The 23,130-nt window shown below is 44.2% G+C and carries 20 protein-coding genes and 2 pseudogenes; 15 read left to right on the top strand and 7 right to left on the bottom strand.

Going from position 1 to position 23,130, the window contains the following annotated elements; genetic code table 11:
• Window positions 1-53: 53 nt before the first annotated feature.
• Window positions 54-665, bottom strand: coding sequence for a class I SAM-dependent methyltransferase (locus PAEVO_RS34870; RefSeq protein WP_100537430.1), 612 nt, complete (start codon window positions 663-665; stop codon window positions 54-56).
• 883 nt (window positions 666-1,548) lie between these two features.
• On the opposite strand from PAEVO_RS34870, the gene PAEVO_RS10160 reads away from it, so the two are divergent.
• From PAEVO_RS10160 to PAEVO_RS10145, 4 genes and pseudogenes are all read left to right on the top strand, one after another.
• Window positions 1,549-3,009 carry an Msr family ABC-F type ribosomal protection protein gene (locus tag PAEVO_RS10160; protein WP_100537429.1) on the top strand — a complete coding sequence of 487 codons (1,461 nt, stop codon included), beginning with the start codon at window positions 1,549-1,551 and terminating at the stop codon, window positions 3,007-3,009.
• Between the two features lie 195 nt (window positions 3,010-3,204).
• Complete coding sequence (locus PAEVO_RS10155; RefSeq protein WP_100539401.1) at window positions 3,205-3,483, top strand: ArsR/SmtB family transcription factor; 279 nt, start codon at window positions 3,205-3,207, stop codon at window positions 3,481-3,483.
• Between the two features lie 96 nt (window positions 3,484-3,579).
• Complete coding sequence (locus PAEVO_RS10150; RefSeq protein ID WP_100537428.1) at window positions 3,580-3,963, top strand: VOC family protein; 384 nt, start codon at window positions 3,580-3,582, stop codon at window positions 3,961-3,963.
• A gap of 328 nt (window positions 3,964-4,291) precedes the next feature.
• A pseudogene (locus PAEVO_RS10145) lies at window positions 4,292-5,141 on the top strand (amino acid permease).
• A 96-nt stretch (window positions 5,142-5,237) separates the two neighbouring features.
• Here the strand turns inward: PAEVO_RS10145 and PAEVO_RS10140 are convergent.
• Window positions 5,238-6,200 (bottom strand): helix-turn-helix transcriptional regulator, encoded by a 963-nt coding sequence (locus tag PAEVO_RS10140; protein ID WP_100537427.1) that lies wholly within the window; start codon window positions 6,198-6,200, stop codon window positions 5,238-5,240.
• Between the two features lie 109 nt (window positions 6,201-6,309).
• On the opposite strand from PAEVO_RS10140, the gene PAEVO_RS10135 reads away from it, so the two are divergent.
• From PAEVO_RS10135 to vat(I), 8 genes are all read left to right on the top strand, one after another.
• The gene (locus tag PAEVO_RS10135; protein WP_100537426.1) at window positions 6,310-6,789 is read left to right on the top strand and encodes a GyrI-like domain-containing protein; all 480 of its coding nucleotides are present in this window, start codon (window positions 6,310-6,312) and stop codon (window positions 6,787-6,789) included.
• A gap of 78 nt (window positions 6,790-6,867) precedes the next feature.
• Window positions 6,868-7,332, top strand: coding sequence for a phage tail protein (locus tag PAEVO_RS10130; protein ID WP_100537425.1), 465 nt, complete (start codon window positions 6,868-6,870; stop codon window positions 7,330-7,332).
• Window positions 7,333-7,634: 302 nt separating this feature from the next.
• Window positions 7,635-10,244, top strand: a complete 2,610-nt coding sequence (gene ppsA / locus PAEVO_RS10125; protein WP_100537424.1) for a phosphoenolpyruvate synthase — start codon at window positions 7,635-7,637, stop codon at window positions 10,242-10,244.
• Between the two features lie 432 nt (window positions 10,245-10,676).
• Window positions 10,677-11,501, top strand: a complete 825-nt coding sequence (locus tag PAEVO_RS10120) for a squalene/phytoene synthase family protein (protein WP_100537423.1) — start codon at window positions 10,677-10,679, stop codon at window positions 11,499-11,501.
• Between the two features lie 290 nt (window positions 11,502-11,791).
• On the top strand, window positions 11,792-12,595 hold the full coding sequence (locus PAEVO_RS10115; RefSeq protein WP_100539400.1) for an undecaprenyl-diphosphate phosphatase: 804 nt from the start codon (window positions 11,792-11,794) through the stop codon (window positions 12,593-12,595).
• A gap of 208 nt (window positions 12,596-12,803) precedes the next feature.
• Window positions 12,804-13,037, top strand: coding sequence for a hypothetical protein (locus PAEVO_RS10110; RefSeq protein ID WP_207797463.1), 234 nt, complete (start codon window positions 12,804-12,806; stop codon window positions 13,035-13,037).
• 14 nt (window positions 13,038-13,051) lie between these two features.
• Window positions 13,052-13,906, top strand: a complete 855-nt coding sequence (locus PAEVO_RS10105; protein ID WP_100537422.1) for a stalk domain-containing protein — start codon at window positions 13,052-13,054, stop codon at window positions 13,904-13,906.
• Window positions 13,907-14,305: 399 nt separating this feature from the next.
• Complete coding sequence (vat(I), locus tag PAEVO_RS10100; protein ID WP_100537421.1) at window positions 14,306-14,935, top strand: streptogramin A O-acetyltransferase Vat(I); 630 nt, start codon at window positions 14,306-14,308, stop codon at window positions 14,933-14,935.
• 265 nt (window positions 14,936-15,200) lie between these two features.
• Here vat(I) and PAEVO_RS10095 read toward each other — a convergent pair whose 3' ends face one another.
• Complete coding sequence (locus tag PAEVO_RS10095) at window positions 15,201-15,386, bottom strand: LapA family protein (protein WP_100537420.1); 186 nt, start codon at window positions 15,384-15,386, stop codon at window positions 15,201-15,203.
• Between the two features lie 333 nt (window positions 15,387-15,719).
• On the opposite strand from PAEVO_RS10095, the gene PAEVO_RS10090 reads away from it, so the two are divergent.
• Window positions 15,720-16,496 carry an NAD-dependent epimerase/dehydratase family protein gene (locus PAEVO_RS10090; RefSeq protein WP_100537419.1) on the top strand — a complete coding sequence of 259 codons (777 nt, stop codon included), beginning with the start codon at window positions 15,720-15,722 and terminating at the stop codon, window positions 16,494-16,496.
• Between the two features lie 111 nt (window positions 16,497-16,607).
• Here PAEVO_RS10090 and PAEVO_RS10085 read toward each other — a convergent pair whose 3' ends face one another.
• Complete coding sequence (locus PAEVO_RS10085; protein WP_100537418.1) at window positions 16,608-17,156, bottom strand: TetR/AcrR family transcriptional regulator; 549 nt, start codon at window positions 17,154-17,156, stop codon at window positions 16,608-16,610.
• Between the two features lie 208 nt (window positions 17,157-17,364).
• Here PAEVO_RS10085 and PAEVO_RS10080 point away from each other — a divergent pair, with 208 nt between their 5' ends.
• Together PAEVO_RS10080 and PAEVO_RS10075 are read left to right on the top strand one after the other, a co-directional pair.
• Window positions 17,365-18,414 carry an NAD(P)-dependent alcohol dehydrogenase gene (locus PAEVO_RS10080; RefSeq protein ID WP_100537417.1) on the top strand — a complete coding sequence of 350 codons (1,050 nt, stop codon included), beginning with the start codon at window positions 17,365-17,367 and terminating at the stop codon, window positions 18,412-18,414.
• Between the two features lie 158 nt (window positions 18,415-18,572).
• Window positions 18,573-19,663, top strand: a pseudogene (locus tag PAEVO_RS10075) (multidrug effflux MFS transporter).
• A gap of 67 nt (window positions 19,664-19,730) precedes the next feature.
• Here the strand turns inward: PAEVO_RS10075 and PAEVO_RS10070 are convergent.
• The 3 genes from PAEVO_RS10070 to PAEVO_RS10060 form a co-directional block, all read right to left on the bottom strand.
• Entirely contained in the window at window positions 19,731-21,209 is a 1,479-nt protein-coding gene (locus PAEVO_RS10070) for a serine hydrolase domain-containing protein (protein ID WP_100537416.1), read from the bottom strand.
• 61 nt (window positions 21,210-21,270) lie between these two features.
• Window positions 21,271-22,353, bottom strand: coding sequence for a HAMP domain-containing sensor histidine kinase (locus PAEVO_RS10065; RefSeq protein ID WP_100537415.1), 1,083 nt, complete (start codon window positions 22,351-22,353; stop codon window positions 21,271-21,273).
• Window positions 22,338-23,012, bottom strand: a complete 675-nt coding sequence (locus PAEVO_RS10060) for a response regulator transcription factor (RefSeq protein ID WP_100537414.1) — start codon at window positions 23,010-23,012, stop codon at window positions 22,338-22,340. Before PAEVO_RS10060 ends, PAEVO_RS10065 begins: the two co-directional genes overlap by 16 nt.
• Window positions 23,013-23,130 lie beyond the last annotated feature (118 nt).

The following is a 23,130-nucleotide window of genomic DNA, read 5'->3' as shown; positions in this document are numbered from 1 at the left end:
TCCGATATTAAGTCAGACGTAAGTCAGAAACCTCTGTAAATTGGGATGGAGAGCTAAGTTCTCATGAGGTTACTAATTTGCTGCTTGGTTGGCTCCGCCGTGAAGTAAATTTCGTTATATAACATGCACTTTGTAAACTTCTTTATGACCTCACATTCGTATTGCCCTTTTTGAAATAAATTTAGGTAACTAATCTCGCTGCGGATGTATTTCCCATCATCGTACCAGTTCATAAATCGATTGTTAAATGTTCTGTTCATACAAAAATACGGCTCCATGACGATAACCTTCCCACCCGGTTTCAAAACTCGCTCAAACTCGATCAAATATGAACGAATCTGATCATCTGATATATGATGAAGAACAGCTACGACAAAGATATAGTCAATGGTGTTATTCTCTATAGGGATCTGGGATTCATCAAATATTTCAAATTTATGGTTAGGGTACAGCCTTTTGGCGAGACGAACCCGATCCATATTGGGTTCAATGCCAAGATACCGATCTGCATGACAAAGAGAGCAATTGGCTCCAGTACCCGACCCAAAATCAAGAATGAACTTATTCTCCAATTGGAAATGGTTTTGGATATGGTCATGGATGTATTTTTTTGTAATCCATTGGGGACGGACAAACCAGTGATACAGGCGCGGGGATAGAGGCATAGTGTAAACAAGTCACCACCTTATTTTATGTAACTCAAAAGTTAATTTAACTCATTGAGGCATTCGATATACTTAGAAAACATAACCGGTTTCCTTCGTTTTAAGAAAAGCAAAACGTTTGTATAAACAAAGCAGCCGGAGTTTTGAATCCGACTGCTTTATTCTTTTTACTGTTCAAGAAAATTATTGAATAGACCTCAACATTCGACCCCAAGCATTTCTATTCGACCTGCGTCTATATGCCATTCCAATGAGTGTGGCACCGACACCTACAGCTAATAAAGACATGACGGTTTTCTGATTATTGATTTTGAAAGGGATCATCCGCTGCATACCATTTCACTCCTTTTTCTGGGATATTTGTTCGGGCTCTGAACTATCGTATTATGGGTAGGTTTTTAACTCTTCATTCAGAAAAAGTATGGTTAGTGGGTATTAATTGGGATATCAATTGACAGTTGCAGCGGTCGATGTTAACATACGACTATTATTGAAGAGGAGGATTGCGATCAATGGTTCACTCCATGCGTTTATGGTAAGCAAGCGATAAAAAAGCGGATATCCACTGAGGTGGGCTTTTTTTGAGCTGCTTATTTTACGTATGAGGACATTGATTGCGACCCGGACGGCATTTTTGCTGTGTCTTGTTTCGCTCTGTTCTGGCACGTAATTCATGCAGATCCAAGCCCACTTGTGGACTTGGATCTGCATTTTTTATTGCTATCGTGCTTGGCACGTAACGATCAAAGTCATTTATTTGAAAAGGAGGCATGACGATGCAAAGGATACACTGGTACTTCTTTATATAATCCTCCCTTTGTGAATCGCGGGTCAACCTGCGAACGGAACAACGGAAACTGCGATTTTCGAAGGAGGATAATACATGTTATTAATAAAAGCTAAGGATATTTATGTGGAATATTTGGGGCGCGACGTGCTCGATATCGACCAGTTGGAGTTGTATGAGTACGACCGAATCGGTCTGGTTGGCGCCAATGGAGCTGGGAAGAGTACGTTGCTCAAAACTCTGCTGGGCAAAATCCCTCTTCAGCACGGCAAGATTTCAAGGGAAGGGACATTTGCCTATCTCCCCCAGTTGGAAGAGGTCGTTGTTCAAGATGTGCAGGACTACGCCATAATTGGCAAATTAGGGATCGACCGAGTGCAAGCCGACACAATGAGCGGTGGGGAAGAGACGCGACTAAAAATTGCACAGGCACTTTCGGGAGAAGTTCATGGCATTTTTGCCGATGAACTGACAAGTCATCTGGATCGCGAAGGCATCGATTTCCTCGTGAACCGGCTTAAACATTATTCCGGAGCTCTGCTCATCATTAGTCATGATCGTTATTTCCTAGACCAGGTCGTCGATAAGATCTGGGAGCTGAAAGACGGTAAAATTACCGAATACTGGGGTGGTTATACTGACTATTGGGTTCACAAGGAAGAGGAACGACAATCCCAGTTTACCCAATATAAACAATATGTGGAGGAAAGAGAGCGACTCGAACAGGTCGTCAATGAGAAGAAGAGTCAGGCACGGAAGCTTGAGCAAAAGGCAATGGGAACAGACAGAAAAAACAGATTGCAAAGCGGAGGACGCCTCGGCCATCAGAAGTCCCAAGGCAGCAAGCAAAAAAAGCTCCATAACGCAGCCAAAAGTACGGAACGGCGAATCCAAGCGCTTGGCGAAGTTACCCCGCCCGAGCCCGAACGAAGCGTTCAATTCCGACAGAGCAAAGCGCTGGAGTTGCACAATCCCTTTCCGATTGTGGGCAACGAGATCAGCAAACGGTTCGGAGATAAACTGATTTTCGACAACGTGTCCTTCCAGTTCCCGCTTGGTGGCAAGATTGCGATAACCGGGGCTAACGGCGTCGGAAAAACCACGTTGTTTAACATGATTCGCGATCGGGAGAGCGGGATTACGTTGTCGCCAAAAGCGGAAATTGGCTGCTTTGTCCAAAATGATTACAAGTTCGATCGGAATCAGAACGTAATGGCATTCATACAGGAAAACTGTGAATACCCTGTTTCGGACATTCGAGCTGTACTCGCGTCCATGGGGTTCACGCATCAGGATGTTCGCAAAGAGCTTTCGGTATTAAGCGGCGGCGAAATCATCAAACTCCTCCTAGCCCAATTGTTGCTTGGGCGCTACAACATCCTGCTTATGGACGAACCGAGCAACTTTCTGGATATTCCAGCCGTGAAAGCGCTCGAGACCATGATGCAAAAATACGCAGGCACGATCGTGTTTATATCTCACGATGTCCGGTTGATCGAGGGCGTCGCAACCCAGGTGTATGAGGTGAAGGATGGCCAACTTATTCGATTGAAGTAAGGAGTAAATGAGCTGTATTTTCAATTTTAACGTCTTCTATGGTCCAATTTTCAGTGATCTGATGTTTGCCCGTTCATTGGTGTCTGGCTTGATCGATGGAATCGTAAGTTCACAATGATGGGTGCTGGCAGTATCATTGCGGTTTCCCGTTTGGTAAGTTTGACAAGCAACCGCGGGGTTGCTTATAATCAATATATGAATTGGGACAATGATGCTATATTCAAAGCACTTAACGATTCGACTCGGAGGCTTATATTAGACGAACTATCCGAACGCAATGAGCAGACGTTGTATGAACTTACGGTGCGCCTCATTACGAAGCACAATCTTTCCATTACTCGACAAGCGATAGCTAAACATATTTCGGCATTGGAAGATGCAGGGCTCGTAAAATCAGAAAAAAAAGGAAAATATCGAGTGATTATTTTCAACAACGAACCACTTAAAAATCTACTGAAAGGATGGGTAGAGTAATTTTAATTGCTTCGGAAGAATGTAAGGTTTTTCTGATTGGAGCCAGATTGTTAGCAGCACACCAACATCACAAATATCTAAGGAGGCAAAAACATTATGAAAATCATGGTGACCAGTTTATTTGTTCAAGATCAAGACAAGGCACTTGAGTTTTATTCAGAAAAGCTGGGGTTTGTCAAAAAGGAGGACGTTCCCGTCGGAGAATTTAGGTGGATAACGCTTGTTTCACCCGATGACCAAGAGGGTACCGAGCTTTTACTCGAACCGAATGACCATCCTGCCGCTAAAGAATATCAGAAGAAGATATTTGCCGATGGCATCCCAGCAACGATGTTTGGCGTTGCAGATATTAATAAAGAGTATCATCGATTGTTGGAAAGCGGCGTGAAGTTTACGATGGAGCCGACAAAAATGGGCGAACTCACAATAGCTGTCTTCGATGATACATGCGGCAACCTTATTCAGATTGTGCAGAAGTAACTCCATGGCGAGTTCTAACGACTTTATTGGGAGTTTTACGGTCAGTGAAGCGTTTTTTATCAAAAATTAAAATACCTTTAATGTTAACCCTGTCCTATTATTAGGACGGGGTTATATACATTTACAAGGTCTGATAATAAATGAGATTGATGTCATTCTAGAATAGTAGGGCCCCTTGTAGGTTTACCAAATGAATATAATTGTTTTCATAGGAACAAGCTACTACAATTGGATTAGCGTGTATAAAACAAAATTGGCGTCTACTTCTTATGAGATTTGCAGCTTGTCCAAATGAAAAGCAAAGAGAGCAGCAGAGGGGGGAACTGTAATGAAAAACAATGAATTAAAGAGAGGGCTCGAAGCTCGTCATATTCAGATGATTGCTTTAGGCGGCACAATCGGTGTCGGATTATTTATGGGCTCTGCAAGCACGATCAATTGGACAGGTCCTTCGGTGATGCTTGCGTATGCAATTGTAGGGGTTTTTATATTTTTCATCATGCGCGCAATGGGGGAAATGCAGTATGTAGAACCGAGCACGGGGTCATTTGCGACCTTTGGACATAAGTACATTCATCCTTTGGCAGGGTATGTGACGGCTTGGAGCAACTGGTTCCAATGGGTTATTGTCGGGATGGCGGAGATCATTGCTGTTGGGACGTATATGAAGTACTGGTTTCCGGATTTGCCCGCCTGGATACCAGGGCTCGTCGCAATCGTGATTCTCGGTGCAGCCAACCTATTCTCTGTGAAATCATTTGGTGAATTTGAGTTTTGGTTTGCGATGATTAAAATCGTTACCATCGTCCTGATGATTGTTGCAGGGTTGGGTCTGATTTTGTTCGGAATAGGCAACGGTGGGCATGCGATTGGATTTTCGAACTTGTGGCATACCGTGGTTTGTCATTCTAATCAGTCAAATCAATTTCAGAAAAACCAAGGGGAATGCCTTGCAGCATCATCCGTTCAAAATGCCTTTCGCCCCGGTGACAAACTATGTGACCATTGCCTTTTTGCTTATGGTACTGGTCGGTATGTGGATGAACGATGAAACTCGCTTTTCCCTGATTTCCGGCATTATTTTCTTAGGTATTGTTGTGATGAGTTATTACGCTTTTGGGGTTGGCAAGGCAGCTCCAATATACGATCAAACCAATCATGAAAATAGCAGCAAATGAATTGGAAGACTTCCATTTCCATTTGAAGATACTAATAAACATCCCATTCTCACCAAAAGAGGAATGGGATGTTTTAATTGGTTTAACTGGTACTGCTTATGGGCAGTATAAGTTTAATCTCTCTTGTAAACCTACTAAGACTTGTTCCGGTATCTCCCTGACCTTGATATCTCCACCTAGGAAAAGCAGCCAATTTGTAATTTCAGTTAATTCTTCTGAATGATGAACATTGATAAAAGTCTTTAAGGTAGCTGTGGTTTGATACGGGTTCGTATATGAAATTGAAAACTTTAAAGGATGGTATTTTTTGAACTGGGCAATCGACTTGGGGCCAAGATCAAGGACAAGGTTGATTACTTCTTCGTGCTTACTTAGTTGTTCTAAAATTTTTTTCTTACTTACTCTTTTTTTCGTAGGGTATGGTTCTACATGGGTGAGATTGTCGACAGGAATAATCCGCCTCTTTTCTTCCTCTAAGTCAAAGCCTTCAATTATCCATAAGCTCTTTTCACGATAGAGGTGTAAGAGATAAATGGTATAAGACTTTATCATCTTTTCTTCTTGGATGGAAACCGATAAATACCTGTCCACAAGAAGAATTTGGATGAGCTTTTCTAACATCGGATGGGGCAGGTCAGACAAGTCAAGCAGGTCTGGGTTATTGGGGTTGGTCCCTTCAAAAAGCAATATTTGATTCAAAAGCACAAGGTCATCTTGCTGGTTCTCCGAGATGAGGCCTAGTAATTTTTCAGCTAAAGACTGACGGCTCTTTAGATAAGGGAGTTGTTGATTTCTTGTGGCCATAAAGGCAATAAACAGCGCTTTAATTTCAGTATCGGTAAAGCGGACCGTGGGCAGTACAGAGTTGTTCATAACAAAATAACCCCCGTCCCTCCCAACTTCAGCAACAAGCGGCATCCCCATGGCTTCAATTTCTCGGATATCTCGAATCGCCGTCGAACGAGAGATGTTAAATTCCTGCATGATCTCAGAAATGGTAAAGTGGGCGCGGTTGTTGATATATCGCATAATGGTATTGATTCGTTCAACTTTTTTCATCGGGCCTCTCCTAAACAGTATCATTTTTTGACATGATTTAAGGTTATTATAAACCTATCAAGTGAAAAGACAATCATTTGATAAACTTAAAAAAAGGATGGTTTTGAATATGACAAATTATGCGCTTGAGGAAAAAGACAGCTTTATCGTATTAGGAATTGGAACGGAGCTCCAGAGCGATTACACAGACTATGCTGGCATAAACAAGGAGAAGGCGGATTTTTGGGAGGCCGTGAAACAGGATGGAAGGCTGGACACGTTAAAGGCCATCGCCGCAAATGACTACATTTTTGCCGTAAACGAAGCGGTGAATAATAAGATGATGCATTATGCCGGCGTCATGACAGAGACATCGTTACCTGAAGCAACTCGAGTGATTCAATTTCCTAAAGGGGAATACCTCGTTGTAAAAGGGGAAGGGAAGACGGCTGATGAGTTGAGTAATAAACTTACTGGCATTGCCTTTGGACAAGTCTTGCCGGAAGCACAAAATTTTGCCTATGTTGGCGGGCCAAATGCAACGGTTGAAATGGGGCAGCGAGACGATCTTGTATTCGGTGAGTTGTGGATTCCGGTTGTAAGGAAATAAGCGAATGCTCTTGATGCGAGCTTTACTCGAAGTCGATTCAATGAAGTAATGCTCGCATAACTTTTAGGAGGAATGGAAATGTCCTATATCGTTGATTTTAAAAATGTGTCTACGCATGGCTTAGAATCTTCACCCGCAGCAGAAGCGCTTGCTGGTTTACGAGCGAATGAAGCCCGTTACTTTATGAACAAATATAAGCATGAATTTACGGTTGTACCCGCTAGCGAAAGCCAGGAAACCCTTGATTATGTAAACCGAATTTTAAAAGAAGAACGTGATCTTGAGTTTGCGGCCAAACCTTTAGAAACCTCGCGCTTTCAAGTGGAAAATATCCAATTTGCCTACGTCTTTTATGAGGATGGTCTTGCCCTCAACGTCATGTATACGGTGGATGATCCTAAGAAGCGGGCTGTTGGTTTTAAGCTTTCGGAGGGGATGGAGGTTCCACAGGAGTTGGAAGGGAAGTTTAAGTTTGCTAGACAGAAGTCGAAATTAGCTGGAACCATTCGGGGCTCGTTTTTCGTCATTAAAGGAGAATATTAAAGGATTAACAGAAGACAGAAACTTGTGCATGCAGTGAAAACCCTGCTAGCTATCCACTGACAAGAGCAGCGATATTTCGCAGCTCTTTTTATTTGGTTTGGATGTCACTAAGATAGCGGAAAACAAAAAAAGAACCTGAAGGTTCTTTTTTATTGCATATAAACAGACATGGTGATATAATCAGACCACGACTGACAGAAGTAAATTGGACATAAATATCTTATCTTACAATTTAATTGTACCATGCCGAAAAATCGTTGTCAAATGTTTTTTCTCAATTTAATGGTTAGGAGAGATGTTGAATGCGTTCGTTGGTTCTCGATTTTCAGGAAATGGAAAAAACGCAGCTTTGGCTCGTTGGCGGAAAAGGGTTACATTTAGGGAAATTATCAAAAATCGAAGGAATACAGGTTCCCGAAGGATTTTGTGTGACAACCGTGGGTTATCAAAGAGCCATCGAGCAAAACGAAACGTATCATGCTTTGCTGGGTCGACTAACTATGCTAAAAGCAGAAGATCGAGATCAAATTGGTGAAATCAGCAGGAAGATCAGACAAACCATTATGGATATAGAAATTCCTCCCGATGTAGTGACAGCCGTAACTCACTATCTCTCCCGGTTTGGCAAGGAACATGCTTATGCCGTGCGTTCTAGTGCGACTGCCGAAGATTTACCGCATGCCTCTTTTGCCGGTCAACAAGACACCTATTTAAACATCATCGGCGTCGATGCCATCTTGCAGCATATCAGCAAATGCTGGGCTTCCCTATTTACGGATCGCGCGGTGATCTACCGTATGCAAAATGGATTTGACCACAGTCAAGTTTATTTATCCGTTATTGTGCAAAGGATGGTTTTCCCACAGGCTTCAGGGATATTATTTACCGCCGATCCGATGACCTCGAGCCGAAAGGTGTTATCCATCGATGCCAGTTTTGGACTTGGAGAAGCGCTTGTCTCTGGTTTAGTATCTGCCGATGGTTATAAAGTGCGGGAAGGGGATATCGTCGATAAGAGGATAGCAGCCAAAACATTGGCGATCTATGGACGAAAAGAAGGCGGAACGGAGACAAAGCAGATCGATCCTGATCAGCAAAAGACTCAAACACTTACTGATGAGCAAATTCTACAACTGGCACGCATCGGAAGACAAATCGAAGCTTATTTCGGCCAGCCCCAAGACATCGAATGGTGTTTGGCCCATGATACCTTTTATATTGTTCAGAGTCGGCCAATCACGACTTTATATCCGATCCCTGAAGCGAGCGATCAAGAAAATCACGTCTATATCTCTGTTGGTCATCAACAAATGATGACGGATCCTATAAAACCACTGGGGTTGTCGTTTTACCTGTTAATTACTTCTGCACCTATGCGTAAAGCCGGCGGGAGGTTGTTTGTCGATATTTCAGCTATGTTGGCTTCGCCTGTCGGCAGAGATGCGTTACTAACCCTGGGACGATCCGATCCGCTCATAAAAGACGCACTTGAGACCATTATAGAGCGAGATTTTATAAATCTGGTGCCGACTGAAGATAAAGAACGGAGTCCCGGGAATCGCGGTAAAGGCAAGTCGTCCGCAGGCGTTCAAGCGCAATTCGAACACGATCCGGCAATCGTTTCCGATTTGATTAAGAGCAATCAAGCTTCAGTAGAAGAACTAAAATATAACATCCAAGCGAAATCGGGATCGGATTTGTTTGATTTTATTCTGGAGGATATCCAACAATTAAAGAAGATCTTATTCGACCCCCGAAGTACCTCTGTGTTTATGGCGGCTATGGATGCTTCCGAATGGATCAACGAGAAAATGATGAAGTGGTTGGGGGAAAAAAACGCAGCCGATGCGCTTTCGCAATCCGTGCCCCACAATATTACTTCGGAAATGGGTCTGGCGTTGTTGGATGTCGCAGATGCGATCCGTCCTTATCCGGAAGTGATTGAATATTTGCAACATGTAAAAGATGATCCCTTTTTGGATGAACTACCTAAGTTTGAAGGCGGACAGGAAGCCCGAGACGCGGTGCAAGCTTATCTCAACAAATACGGTATGCGATGTGCCGGAGAAATCGATATTACTCGAACGCGTTGGAGCGAAAAACCGATTACGCTTGTGCCTTTAATTCTGAATAACATCAAAAACTTTGAGCCTCATGAAAGCAATAGGAGATTTGAGCAAGGGCGACGGGAAGCTCTGCAAAAAGAACAAGACTTATTATATCGATTGAAGCAATTGCCGGATGGTGAACAAAAAGCCAAAGAAACCAAACGAATGATCGACCTCGTCCGGAATTTCATCGGTTATCGTGAATATCCAAAATACGGGTATATTAATCGCTACTTCGTATATAAGCAGGCTTTACTGAAAGAAGCCGAACAACTCGTACAAGTGGGCGTTATTCATGATAAAGCAGATATATATTATCTCACTTTTGAGGAACTTCACGAAGTCGTACGCACACATAAACTGGATTACCGGATGATCAACAAGCGAAAAGACGAGTACAAATTATATGAAAAACTTACTCCGCCGCGTGTTATCACCTCGGATGGTGAAATCATAGCAGGCGAGTACAAACGAGAGAATCTCCCTGTCGGAGCGATTGCAGGTCTGCCTGTTTCCTCTGGAGTTATAGAGGGGCGAGCACGAGTCATCTTAAACATGGAAGATGCTGATCTGGAAGATGGAGATATATTAGTCACCTCCTTTACTGACCCTAGCTGGACACCATTGTTTGTATCCATCAAAGGCCTAGTCACCGAAGTGGGTGGACTGATGACTCATGGAGCAGTTATTGCACGTGAATATGGCTTACCCGCAGTTGTCGGCGTGGAGAATGCTACTAAACGGATAAAAGATGGGCAGCGAATTCGCGTCCATGGAACAGAAGGGTATATCGAAATATTGTAAGAACTGAATGCGTCAAGTAAAAGGTTTTGTCATGAAAGACGGCATGAAATACAACCTGTCATGGATAGAAGGGTGATATAAAGCCCAGATTGCCCCCGCGATGCGAAGTATCCGTTTTCCCTTCGGGACCGATCCGTAAACTTATATTATTTTTAATCACTGACACACTGTGGTCGATGTTATGTGTTTATTATAAAGCCGCGTCCATTCAGATGCTCCCGACTGCTGGGGGAGATCTTTCCTAGTGTATTTCGAGAGAACCAATCAATAAACGCGTCATTCCCAGTGAGGGGTGAGAGAGGCAAATCGAGAATATCGGTTTGCCTCTTGTTTTGTTTATAACGATGCCTAAGTTTTAAGTACAATTTGGATTGACTATATCAACGTGTGTTATCATGGTAAGTAATGAGCAATTTAAAACTTAGCTAATACTTGGAGGGAGTACTCATTAATAACGTCGCCTTGAATGAAGCCATGTCCATGTTAAAGAAGACGAGCCGTACTTTTTATATACCCATTAGTTATTTGGATTTAGGATTAAGGGAGGCTGTTACATCTGCCTATCTATGTATGCGGGCAATAGACGAAATCGAGGATCATAATGAACTCAATGACGAATTGAAAGTTGAATTGCTTTTTGGAATTCATGAAATATTTAAGTCACAGGATATTATGGAAGCAACACCAAGACTACTATCACCTTATCGGACAGTATTACCAGAAGTTACGATGCAGCTAGACAAATGGGCGATCCTTTGTCCGTCTTCCGGAGCTCCCATCGTAAATCATTACATCGCAAAGATGGCGTTACATATGTCTGAATGGGTTCAGAACGGGTGGAACATTCATACAGAAGAGGATCTGGACCGATATACCTATAGCGTTGCGGGTATGGTTGGAGAAATGTTATCCGAACTATGGTTATGGCATGACGGAACGCAATCTGATCTAACGAAGGCAATTGCCTTCGGAAGAGGGCTCCAATCGGTAAATATACTTCGAAATAGAGATGAGGATCTTAAACGTGGCGTTGACTTCTTCCCTGATGGTTGGGGATTTCATGAGATGCACCAGTACACATGCCGTAATTTACAAACCGCAGACTCTTATATCGCCGACCTGAAGGATGGTCCAGCGTTAAAGTTTTGCAAGATTCCATTAGCGTTAGCTCATGCTACGGTCAACCTCATTTCTGCGGGGGGAAGCAAATTAACGCGGGATACGGTACTTAAAATTGTGAATCGTGTGACTGGATAATATAATTACTTCATATCAGAACGTTGGATGATGGACAGTCCCGGCTTAGCGGGGCTGTCCTTTTTCACGTAGTCTGTGTGTGAGAACAGTTTCGTTCATGGTGTAACAAGTGGGTGCCTATCCGCCCAATTATTTAGTCAAAGGGCTGTTTAAGACTAAAACAATGAGCAATGTGACAATTATGTCATACGGAATGGAATTTTGTTATGTTAATCGATGGGAATATATAGATGTCCCCCTTATACTGGAAATTGCTGAACGAGTTTGTTTCCGAAGGGGGATATTCATTGGTGACTGATGTAGTTAAAGCAATAATACTTGGCATTATAGAGGGCTTAACTGAATTTTTACCGGTTTCGTCTACCGGACATCTTATTTTAGCAGGCAATTTGCTTAGCTTTGAGGGAGACGCTGCAATAACTTTTAAAATTGTTATTCAGTTGGGTGCAGTATTGGCAGTTCTCATTCTTTATTGGAAAAGGTATTTGGAGATTGGGGCTAATCTGATTAGAATGGATTTTTCCCAAAGTAAAGGATTAAATGTCATTCATATGATTTTGGCTATGTTACCGGCACTGATCCTATATCTTCTCTTCAACGACACCATAAAAAGCCAACTATTCGGCCCAACCCCTGTCTTGATCGGTTTAGTTGCCGGTGGCTTGTTGATGATCATCGCAGCACGGAGCAGGAGAACTAAAACCGCTGATACGATGGATGGGATTAATTATAAACAAGCTTTCGGGATCGGCCTGTTCCAATGTTTGGCTTTGTGGCCGGGATTTTCGAGATCGGGTTCGACGATTTCAGGCGGACTTTTACTTGGAACCAGCCAAAAAGCCGCCGCAGATTTTACGTTCCTTATCTCCGTGCCTGTTATGTTTGGTGCAAGCTTGCTGGATTTATACGATAGTCGCGATCTGCTGAATGCTGACGATTTATTTCTCATGTTGATTGGTTTTACGACATCCTTTCTTGTGGCAATGATTGCAGTCGTGACCTTCATCAAACTGATTAAGCGGCTTCGATTGGAATGGTTTGCTCTATACCGTTTTGTCTTAGCAGCTCTCTTCTATTTAATTGTCATCCAATGACCGGTTTTCGGCATGAATTGCTAGAGAAGTCTGTTCCGCTACCTTTTGCTAAAAGAAAATCCTAGTATAATGAGATGAAACGCAGCCGGAAAGCTGCGTTTTTTGTACTATGAAGACGAGATCACCCAAGGTTTTTTCACATCGTATTGAACCTTATTGGGCGATGGAGCCAATATCAGGTGTAAGTCCTAAAATGGAGGCCGGCCCTATGAATGAAATGGATATCCAGCCTTGGCTCATCCGGATGAGCCAGGGAGATGAAGAAGCGTTCCAGGCAGTTTATGATTTAACGCGTGATCAGGCTTTCGGATTAATCTATTATCTTGCCCCAAGCAAGCACGACGTCCTGGATATTATGAGCGAGGTGTATATCGAATATTGTGTGAGTAACCTTTTACCAGTTATAATCGTCTTTATTGTTAGCATTAAAAATTACAATTAGTGGGTGAGATTAGTATGAAAACGAAGCAATGGAAACATACAGCTGCCGTTCTATTTATCATGTCTGTTCTTTTACCTCTGGGGGCTCAAGTATCTAATGCGGCTTCCAAGTACGTCGAACTGGAAATGCAATGGGAAGACGGTCGTACCACTCATATTGAGACGCTTCATAAGGACGGAGTGACTTACGGAAGTTTGTTCTCGCTAGGTAACCTAGCAGGTCTGCGTTGGGGGATGGAAAATGACAATACGGCGGTTCTGAAGCGGGATCAGAAGCGCATTGTTGTACACATGGGAAGCAGCATTGCCGAAGTAGATGGTCGAGAAGTGGATATGGGCAGAGAACCTGTGTGGTACATCAGTAACCTTTATGTGCCGATTCGATTCCTCGCGTCTGCTTTGGACGGGGAAGTGGCCAATCGGGACACGAAGACGGGGAAGGTAACCGTGACGGGACTCAACAACTATAAGGATACTTTTAATGACAGCATGATGGGATACAGCTATATGATTCGCTCAGCAAAAGGGGATCTTGAGATTACTAATGCTTATACGGGTCAAAAGCATTCCATTCCGCTAGGCATAAAGGACATTAATGTAAATACTCATGATCTTACCTTTAACTTCAAGAGGTCTCCCAAGAATCTACTTATCCTAAGCATTGAATATACTAACCGAAAGACTGGAGACTACGATCTGTATGCATTGGTATTCAAGAATCAAGGGCTGATTCGCAAATCCATTGCTCATGGGTTAATGGAGCCGCATGAAATCTTGAAGTCGGACGGCACCATTCAACTCATTGATGATAAAAATATACGTATTATTGATGATGGAAGCGGCAATGTACTTAACGTGATGTCTCGGTAAATGGCTAGTGTTAAATGAAGAGGAAGGCGGAAGCTGCTCGAGTTTCACCATTTCAGATGACTGAAGGGACAGAAACGGTTAATGGGAGTTGATTCCATATGTGGAGTATGGTAAATTTGTCTTATTCAGTAAAGAAAGGGTGACCCCAAGCCGATGATTTATTAATCCTATCCACCAAAGAAAATCTATTTTCCAGGTTTTCGGGATAGGATTAGTGCGGGCTTTTATATATTAACATAATGTGCGACTGCTTTTTTGTATAGCAGCACGTCTTTGTGTTTGTATGTGTGCCTCCTATCCGTTGACCGGAAAGGAGGCTTTTTTTTGTGTGGCCGATAATGGTTTGAAAGATGGTAGCGTTCCAGCCGGATAAATTGCGATGAGAGGGATGGTGTAGAAATGACAGGACCGAATCCAGATGAGAGATATCCTCTACCCGGGGATAACAATCTCCAATTTATTAAGAACACGATTACAAAACCTAATATTATCGCAGGAGATTATTCATACTACTATGCATTAAACGGAGAATCATTTGAGGATCAAGTATTGTACCATTATGAATTCATTGGAACTAAATTAATAATCGGCAAGTTTTGTTCAATCGCTTCCGAAACCAGATTTATGATGGATGGAGGGAACCATCGGATGGACGGTTCAACCTTTCCTTTTAATATCTTTGGAAACGGTTGGGAGAAATTCACTCCATCTATAGAAAATTTGCCGATCAAGGGAGATACGATCATTGGAAATGACGTATGGATCGGAAGGCGTGCAACGATCATGCCGGGTGTACAGATTGGCGACGGGGCTATCATTGGCGCAGAAGCTGTCGTTGCAAAGGATGTGGAGCCCTATACGATCGTTGGAGGAAATCCTGCAAGGGAAATCCGCAAGCGGTTTTCAACTGAAATCATACAAGAGTTATTGGAAATCAAATGGTGGGATTACGATATCGAAGTCATCAATCAATATATTGGCGCGATTGGAAGCGGCAATATGGATTTGCTTAGAAAGATGAGACGGTAGAAGGCGAATTCTTCATCGTACGAGCAAGGATTTGATTTCAAGGCTCACGGGCAAACAAGTGCTGGACCCTTTATACCCATGGTCTAAGGATAAGAGCATCAAGTAAAATGACCGGTCGAACGCCGGTCATTTTTTTCGTTTAGGATGAGAGTTTTTTGTATTGTTACGTGTTGTTTAAGAAACAGAAGGTTCCGTACAAAATGGGACGGTTCCATAGATGGAGGTTGGAGGGAGGGGGCTTAGTTCTGTTCCTACAAGCCATACTTCATTCTTTTGAAATTTTTTTTGAAAGGAGATCTATTTTTTTGTGCAATTGTTGCAGTTCCTTATTGTAGTGTCTGTAAGTTAATAAACCGAGAATTGATTTGATACCAAAAAAGATGATGGCTGCAATTACAATTAGCAAATAATTGTGAGCCATTTGTCCGAGCCAGCTGTTGATTTTAACCATGATAACCCTCCTTCATGAAGAGTATTTCCTTTTCAGTTATGAACTTATGCCACGGTATATGTCGGACTCGTGAATGATCTTCTACATAAAATCGGATATTTTAACCATAATAATACAACCCATATTATTCCAAACGTAAACAAGGGTGGCAATGGAAAGCTTAATTTCCGTTTTAATGAACTTATGGTCCCGAGTTTGCACTTGTGTTAGAATACTCATTCTTTAAATGGTACTAAGTCAGACGAACATTATCGTATATATCCTTCTCCCAACGGGTAATTACTAACAGCACAGCAATCGCGTGACGACGAAGCGAGAAAGGAGTTTAAACGAATGAAACGCAAACTGTTAATAACCGGAGCGGCGGGCACCATAGGGAATGTAATCTACAAGGGGCTGCAAAAAGACAATCGGTATGACATTGTCGGAGCGGATATACAGGCGGATGATAGGCAAGGCATTGTACAAATGGACATCGTGGACGAGGCCCGGTTGGCCGAGCTCACGAAAGGTATTGACACGGTGCTTCATTTTGCCTGGATAAAGGACAACGGGGATTTTCTCGGTAAGGTGCTGGAGGGAAACGTGAGCGGTGCATACAAGTTATTTGAGACATCGGTGCAAAATGGCGTTCGCCGCATTATTTTTGCCAGTTCCAATCATGCAACCGGTTTCTACAAGACTTCCGAGAAGGTGGAGCCTGACGATCCGTACCGTCCGGATAGCTTTTACGGGCTCAGCAAATGCTATATCGAACTGCTGGGCCGACTTTATTCAGATCAGGGCAAGATCTCTTCGTTCAATATTCGTATTGGCAACTTTCCTGGGGACGATCGTCCTCATTCAGAGCGTGCGGGGCATATCTGGATATCCGAGCGTGATATGCTCCAACTGATCGTTTGTTGCATTGAGGCTGATGACGAACTTAAGTATTTAAATCTGTACGGCACCTCCGCCAATAGCGATAACTACTACAACATCGATTATCTGGAGCAATTGATCGGATACCAACCTCAGGATGACGCAACCAAGCTGCTTGAGCTAGCCAAGGCAGCGGGACGCAAGGTGCATCAGGATGAGACGGTCTATCAGGGGGGACAGCAGCAATAGCAACTTCGAAGATTCACCGGTAACCTGGAGTCCAAGCATCGATAAAGATCGGTGTTGTCTGCAGGCTTGGCGACTGAAAGCCGCATGTATTGCGGCTTTTTTCATTTTGAGTTAAAGGCTTCTTTCTAACAAGGTCCCGACTTGTTTGGCCATGACTTGCGGCGAGTAGGGCATTCCATTTCGGATCCACCATTCAATGATCCCTACATAAGCAGTCCCTGCATATTGGAGCATCACATCTTCATTTAATTCCGCATTTTTTCCGCTTTCTTTGTCAATCTCACCTCTGAATCCTTCCATGAAAGAAGTAAGCAGCCGCGTTCTGAAAGAGGAAGGGGCACCTTTGGACGCTAACATGGTTGAAAATAGCACATAGTTCTTTTCAAAATATTCGAAATACGGAACAAGAGCATCCGCCCATTCCATCTCACATGCCCATGTATCCATCTCTTTTAATTCATGAATGTGTGCCTCCATGATTTGATTCAATAAATCATACTTGTCCTGATAATGAAGATAAATCGTACCGCGGTTTAAATTTGCCTGGTCCGCAATGTCTTGAATGGTAATATCATCGAAGTTTTTTTCTGTCATCAATTCAATAACGGCATTTTTTAAGGCTTCCTGCGTTTTTAGAATTCTCCGATCTACTTTGGCCATTTTTTTTCCTCCTAACATCCCCAACATAATGAACACTTTTGATGATCTTGTTGATATATCAACAAATTCCGTTTTTTTAACCATTGAACTTATGCTTCTTTTTTCTATAATAATAGACACGAGTTGATTAAACAACTCAATTTGTTTATTCACTCTCTGTGGATTACGACGATTCCCAAATAAAAATGATATTACCTGGAGGTTATACATGATGAATGCTAATGCACGTGCTGTGTTCGGTCCGGAAGGTCCGTTCAAACGAACTACAATTGAGCGTAGGGATCTTAAGCCGCATGATGTCCTCATTGAGATCAAGTACGCCGGTATTTGCCACTCTGACATCCATACCGCTCGCGGGGACTGGGGACCGGTCCAATATCCACTCGTTCCAGGACATGAAATCGCCGGCATAGTCGCCCAGGTTGGTTCGGAAGTCACTAAGTATACGGTTGGTGACCGAGTAGGGGTTGGCTGCATGGTTGATTCCTGCGGTGAGTGCGAGAGCTGCCGAAGAGGAGAGGAGCAATATTGTCTTAATGGACATACGGGTACCTATGCAGCAATCGATAGATATGGAGAATATACACAGGGTGGTTATTCCACCCACATCGTCGTAACGGAAGATTTCGTGGTTCGAATTCCGGACGGCATAAAACTTGATGCCGCCGCACCGCTTTTGTGTGCTGGGATCACGACGTACTCGCCGCTGCGCCATTGGGGTGCTGCACCCGGCAAAAGAATCGCGGTTGTTGGACTTGGCGGCCTTGGACACATGGCTGTGAAGCTTGCTCATGCCATGGGAGCAGAAGTAACGGTTATTTCTCAAACCTTGAAGAAAAAAGAAGACGGTTTGAAGTTAGGCGCCGACCATTATTATGCCACCAACGATCCGGAGACATTTAAGAAGCTAGCCGGTACGTTTGATCTCATCGTGAATACGGTGAGCGCCAAGATTAATTTGAATGCCTACCTGTCACTGCTGGCGGTGGACGGTACCTTGGTGAACGTCGGTGCACCGCCGGAGGCATTGCCTGTTCAAGTGTTCTCGCTTATCCCGCATCGTCGATCGTTTGCTGGATCGGCAATCGGCGGTATTCGAGAAACACAGGAAATGCTGGATTTCTGCGCTGAACACCACATTACGCCTGAGATCGAGGTTATCTCCGCTAATCAGATTGATGAGGCTTGGGAACGTGTACTTGCTTCGGACGTCCGGTATCGATTTGTCATTGATATCAGCACAATGGAGAATGAATAAGAATTCATTGCATCCCAAAATAATGAAGGGCACACCGAGTGGTGTGCCCTTTAGTTAAGATGAGGAAAGTCGGTCGAGCGTACGACTAAATGCGATAACACCTAAAGCAAATGCGTTATTTTAAAGAAAACATTCAATCAGTCATAGGAGATAGAGGAATGAAATATAAGACCAAAAAGAATACTCTTGGATTTGCCCTGATCTTGGCAGCATTTTCGGCATTAGGGCCATTTACGGTTGATATGTATCTTGCATCACTTCCACAAATCGCTGTTTTTTTTGGAACAAGCGCAGCGGCGGTTCAAGCGAGTTTAACCACCAGCCTGTTAGGTTTAGGATTAGGACAGTTGGTCATGGGGCCGCTAAGCGATATGTATGGAAGACGTCCGCCTTTGCTGACCTCCATGATATTGTACATCCTTTCCTCGATTGGATGCGCTTTTGCACCAAGCATAGAGTGGTTCATATGTTTAAGATTTATTCAAGGGGTTGCAGCGTCGGCCGGACTCGTGATTTCGCGAGCTATTGTCCGAGATCGGTTTAGCGGTGTCGAAATGACGAAGTTTATCGCGCTCTTAACGATGATCAGCAATGTAGCTCCGTTAATTTCGCCAACGCTCGGGAGTGCGGTTATGTTTTACAGCTCATGGGGAAGTGTATTTCTATTTTTAGGGGCGCTCGGCATCGCACTGACCGCGATAACCGTAGGAGGATTAAAGGAAAGTTTACCTGTACTGCAGCGGGTACCAAGTAATCCCCGGTCGTTGATCAAAAATTATAACAGCTTGTTCCGAGAGCGGTCGTTTATGGGATATGCTCTGGTCAATGGCATCTTGTTCGCAGGTGTCTTCGCCTATGTTGCGGGCACCCCGTTTATTTATCAAAACATGTACGGCGTGTCGCTGCAATCTTGTTCGTCGTATTGGTACATGGAGCACTGTCTGCCATGTTTATTTCGATCTTCTTATTCGCTTTTTCCATTGGGATCATAGGGCCTATCTCCTTTACGTTAGCCATGGAGTCGCAGGGGCATATTGCAGGCAGCGCTTCCGCCGTGCTCGGCTCCTTACAATTCGCGTTAGGTGCCGTGACGTCTCCGCTTGTGGGAATTGCGGGAGAAAACTCTGCGATTCCTTTTGGAATGGTCATCTTTTCTACCAGTTTATTATCGATTGCTGCCTATCTCTTCCTGATTCAAGGGAGACAAAGATTATCCGGCGGTATAACTAGCTCTGAATCTCATAGGTGAACGATTTAAAAAGGCAGTTATAAAGCTGCCTTTTTCTTCAATCGGTATGATGGTGAACGTTGTGGCATTATGGTTTGTTAGCCTTCAATTGGCCATTCCTTGTGTATTGAGTATAGTTGTTATAGTAGCAAGCCACATGCACGAAATTGACAAGCGACCATACAACAAGCCATATAATAGGTGACGACAGGGTAGTCCAAAGACCGGACCAAGGCAGCACGCGCCCTCCGCCGATAAACGTCAGCAATGGGGGGAGAGACAAGAGGATGAGGACCGGAATCAGCCTAACGACCATTGTCAGAATGAACATACCGGCAGTAAGGCGTTTCTTCCTCCGACGGATACGAACATAAGCATAGGCACCCCAGACAAGCGTTGCGAGAATCAGCGTCATCATGATCATTGCCATGTTTCGGTCGTTAAGAAAAGAGATTTCGGGCTGATCTCCCCTCATAATAGCCGCGATCCCATCGATGACTTCCGAGTAATTCACAAATGCGTTCAATCCCGAATTAAACATCACCGTAATCCCCATCTGCTCGTCCAAATAAACCGTTTCTTCCGACTTATACGTCCAGAAAATGCCGCTGTGAGAGATTGTACGGCCGCGTGATTCATCTTGGTCTGCGAGCCATCCCATGCCGTACGGCGAAGTCTCTCCGGCTGAATGAAATTGATTCCTCAGCGCCGGGGAAAGAAGGTGGCCGCTATATTGGGCAATCATCCATTTGGACATGTCTTCCGCGGTTGAAACGATGCCTGCAGGACCGTCAATAAACCACAGCGGCTCTGAGCGACTCACGGAGCGGCCTAGAATCGAGTAATGACCTGGTGGGATAGCTTCATTCCCATTGATTTGATGCGTCGTGCTGACACTGTAGGTATGGTTCATACCCAGGGGGTTGAAAATATGACGATTCAAGTAATCCGAAAAACGCTCTCCACTGATGCTTTCCACGAGGTTCGCCAACAGCACGTAATTAGGATTATGGTAACTGTAAGTTGTTCCAGGTTTATGGGCGAGCTCAACCTCGTTTAATAACCGGTTTGCTTCAGGCAGTGATTGGAATTGCGGAGTCCTTGTCATATCTGGATTTGTTCTATCAGTCAGACCGCTGGTCTGATTCAATAAATGCCGAACCGTAATGTCATGCACTCGGGGATCCCGTGGTGAAAGCTCGGGAAAATAAGAAACGTAAGCCTCATCCAGATCAATCCGGCCGCTATCCACCAACTGCAGTACGGCTAATGCGGTAAAGGACTTGCTGAGCGAAGCAATGGGAAAAGGGGTTTCGCCCGTTATGCTTTTGCTATCTGCAAATGTACCATAGCCTTTAGTGTAGAAAGCCTCTTCGTTTAGGGAAATCGCCAAGGACGCACCTTCGATATGGTTGGCCTTCATGCTCTGACTCATGTATTCGTCGATCTCCCGCCAAATTTTCGTGCGGTCTCGGACTTCCAAGGCGGATACGGACTTTGCCATCGCGGTCCATAATAGCAGCAAGCAGGTAAATACGATTAACATTCTTTGTTTAGTGTTCGGCATCATAGCACTCCTTCAATCAAGTTAAGGAAATGCTATCGGATAATATTCAACTATTTATCAACTACAATCCAAAACTTACCGTCACACATCCTCCGCCATGAGGTCCATTTTCGACCTGCAAGCTCCCATCATGTATTTCGCTAAGCACCTTGCAAACATATAGTCCTAGCCCACGATGTTCGGTTGCATCCCACATGTCCCCGCGGTAAAAAGGGAGCGCAGCCTTGTCCAGGGCTTCCTCCGAGAAACCGGGTCCGTCGTCCGTGACGGTAATATGCATAGAGTCACCCCGAATGACATAGCGAGCGTTCACCTGATGGGTTGCGTATCGCGCCGCATTGGCCACCAGGTTCTCGAATACCTGCATGACGACATGGGCATCCAGGTTGATTTCAGCATTAGCGTTTTCAATGGAAAAGACGAAGCTTTTGCCGGATTGTCTAACCATTTGTTCGGCACTATTGTTCAACATAGCCGTGAAAGGGAGGATGTCCATCCGATCGCGATGCACCGGGACATCCTCCAGCTTTTGAATCGAGTTCATGGCCTCCGCATAGTTCTCCAGGCGAACGATGTGAAGGTTCATGGTATGGATCAGGTCCAGCACCTTTGCTTCTGACAATTTCTTCTCGGGAAAATAGGTCTCGAGAAACTCGGCGTATCCTTTCAGCACAGACAGCGGCGTCCTCAGATCATGGGCAAAAATAGCATTGAGCTGCTTGCGCTCCTCAACCGAACGCCAGAGCGCTTTTAAATTTTTTTCCAATTGTGATCGCATGTTTTCAAATACGGCGATCAGCTCGCCCATCTCGTCCCGGCTGTCATAGGAGATGCTGAAGCTTAAATCGTTGGCCGAAATCTTCTCGGATGCTTGCTTCAGTATCTCCAGCGGTCGTTTAAGTTTCCATCTGTACAATAGAACGGCCATACTGACAATTCCGGCGGCCACGGTCAGCAGCACCGCCGCGACGAGGGAGGGCAGAATCCAATCGGTCTCTCCAAAACGCTTCCGCAGGTTCTCCGCCCAGGCGAACTCCACGGTGATGATGGCCAGCACGGCCAAGAGCGTGAGAATGCATAACAGGATGGAGGATTGCAGCAAGTTAAGTCTTTTTAGCAGCAGCCTATTCACGAGTTTGGCCATTTGTACCCAACTCCCCAAACCGTCTCGATTCGATCGTCGCAGCCGTATTCCTTGAATTTGGAGCGAATTCGTCGAATATGCTCTGCGATGACGCTGCTATCGCCTTCTTCGTCCAATCCCCAAATTTTTTCGTACATGCGCTCCCTCTCGAACACCATGCCGGAATTCATGGACAGCAGCTCGATAATGTCGAACTCTTTTTTGGCCAGAGGAATTCGTTTATCCTGGAAATAGAGCTCCCGGGCCGTATAGTTAATGACTAAATCGTGATTAAACCTCACCGAGGCTTTGGTTAGGATTCGCTGTTCCCTGCGCAAATGCGCTTCGACCCTGGCGCCGAGCTCACGAATACTGAAAGGTTTTAGGATATAGTCATCGCCTCCTGCCCGAAAGCCGGCAATTTTATCGGCATCTTCGATTCGAGCGGTCAAAAATAAGATGGGGCACGAGACAAAACCTCTGATCTTTTCGCATATTTCAAGGCCGTTCTCCTCAGGCATGTTGATATCGAGCAAAACGAGATCAGGTCCTAGCTCCACTTTTCGCAGAGCTTCCCGGCTGTCCTTGGCCGTCATGACGAAATATCCGTTGATTTCAAAGTAATCGGTCAGCAGCTTTCGAAGATCCGCTTCATCGTCCACGATTAGTATCTTATGCATTCATGCTTCATCTCCAGTTTTCATGTGTTTGATTTCAGCATATCAAAGATGATCCGGCATACCAATCGGATTTTCATTGAACGCATGGAAAGTCAGCGGCAGGTAGACGAGGTTAACC

The organism is Paenibacillus sp. GM2FR (genome assembly GCF_002803325.1).
Lineage (GTDB): Bacteria > Bacillota > Bacilli > Paenibacillales > Paenibacillaceae > Paenibacillus_AQ > Paenibacillus_AQ lautus.
This window is presented reverse-complemented; position numbering and strand designations above follow the sequence as displayed.